The organism is Bacteroides sp. LFL-34 (assembly GCF_027257075.1).
Taxonomy (GTDB): Bacteria; Bacteroidota; Bacteroidia; order Bacteroidales; family Bacteroidaceae; genus Bacteroides; species Bacteroides ovatus.
Map to the genome: position 1 here is coordinate 1 of NZ_JAPQKZ010000120.1, position 1,958 is coordinate 1,958.

Here is a 1,958-nt window from a genome sequence, read left to right on the forward strand (position 1 = left end):
GGGGTGATTTTATCTGGATTGTCATTCTCGGTGGAGAGACCCGTCAGCTGCACGGATGCCAGCCCCTCGGTGTAGTCCGTCAGAACGACGGTCACCCGCGCCGTGCGGTGGGTGAAGCGTAGCGTGGGGCTACCGTAGGTCACCTTCTGTCCGTCGGCTACGATGAGGTCGCTGCCCTCAAAGTCTTTCTGGGCACTTTGGTTGGCTTTTACCTTCACAGCAGGCGGAGCTGTCTCGTCAGCGGTGTAGGGCCACCACGCCGTAACGGTGATGTCTTTGTGGTTGGTCCAGTAGTACGGGTCGGTGGAGGTCAGCGTGGCGCTGGTGGGGTCGGCGGTGGAGGGCGTCACGTCGTATGCCTTCACCGTGCCGTCCATCATGACTGCCACGCTCTGCACACCCTCCCAATTGCCATCCACAGGGGCACGGGTGCCGGCGATGGCTGTCGCAGCGGGGTTCAGCCCCGTGGCGGTGAAGACGATGGATGTGCCTTCCGCCCCTTCCGGCAGGAAGCCTGCTTCGTCCTGCGTGCAGGTGCCCAATAAGAGGGCGAGCGCTGCAAGTGCAAAAAATCTTGTCTTCATTATATCTGTTGTTTTATTACTCTGGTTCTTTCCGTTGTGGGCGGAACTTTTCCGCCCGACGGTTTACTGCTTCCTCAAGGTAGGCAATGCTCCTTTAAGTTCGTAACGCCACTCTGAGCCTGCGTTCTGCAAGGCGGTGTTCATGGCATCAACGGCTTTCTGCCAGGTAACGACAGAGCCGTCCACCTTCGTGGCTCCGGTGCTTTCCCTATTGTAGCCGATGCCTTGTTCATGATTGTTCTTCCAATAGCAGGCAGTCACGGTGGTGTAGTTATTTCCCAAAAAGCCGCCGATATGTACTTTGCCAGTGCTACTACCCGTACTGGTTACGTTGCCCGTGGCATAGCAGGCAAGGAGGCTGCTTCCTGCGTTCATTCCCACCAGACTGCCGCCAGCGATATTCTTTGCGGGGTTTATTTCTATGGTCACGTTGCCCGTGGCATAGCAAGCGGTCAGGGTGGCACTCGAATTCGTCTGACCTGCCACGCCGCCGACATCGACCGTTCCCTTCACTGTGGCAGAGGAACTGCATCCGGTGATGGAACCGCCTATTTGAGCACCCACCACACCGCCGACATACACCGTGCCGCTGACGCTGCCCGACACCGAGCAGTTTTCAATGGTGCCCCAGCTATATCCTACCACGCCGCCAATACTGCCGCCATATATTTGATGGCTTGTTATCTGTACGCCCTCCATCACCACGTTCTTCACCGTACCAGCTCTATTGAGCCAGCCGAACAGACCCACATATTCGTCATTTGTCGTAAAGGTCAGCCCCGTAATGGTATGGCCGCCACCGTCGAAGGTGCCTTTGTATGAGTTGTCGTAGTCTGTGCCTATCGGTGTCCAGTTTTTGCCTGTGAGGTCAATGTCGGCGGTGAGGGTAATGTTAATGTCGGTCTTACCTCCGTTCACTAATTCGGCTATATTCATCAGGCCGTCGGCGTTATAGACCGTGTAGGTCTTGGTGTTGCTGTCGTAGATGTAGCCCAAATCCTCGGCTGCGCCGCTCTCGCCGCCGCCGTCAGCCCAGCTGCCGATGGTGCAACCTTCTAACGTCAAGCCAGTGGTGTTCACCTTAACGGTATACTTATAGCGGCTGCCCGCTTCTAATACGACGTTGTTCTGCGGACGGAAGTAGAAGGTGCCGCCGCCGAGTTCCACCTTGACGAACGGTTTGCCTGCCGCAACGGTCTGCGGGGCGGTTAGTGCCTCGTAGGTGTTGCCGCTTGCGTTGTAGGTCTTGATGGCGGTCGGGTTGCCGTTATCGGCGGACAGGCTCACGAGGCTCACCGTGGCACCGGCGACGCTCGTGAATCCCGTGCCGGGCTTCAGTTCGATTGTCACGCGTGCCGTGCGGTGGGTAAATTC

Annotated in this window: 2 protein-coding genes; both read right to left on the minus strand. The window is 57.5% G+C overall.

Annotated elements, in window-relative coordinates; all coding sequences use genetic code 11:
- Positions 1-584 (minus strand): fimbrillin family protein (locus N5O98_RS27080; RefSeq protein ID WP_269496241.1); only part of this gene is annotated, 584 nt, incomplete at its 3' end.
- 63 nt (positions 585-647) lie between these two features.
- Positions 648-1,958 (minus strand): fimbrillin family protein (locus N5O98_RS27085; RefSeq protein ID WP_269496244.1); only part of this gene is annotated, 1,311 nt, incomplete at its 5' end.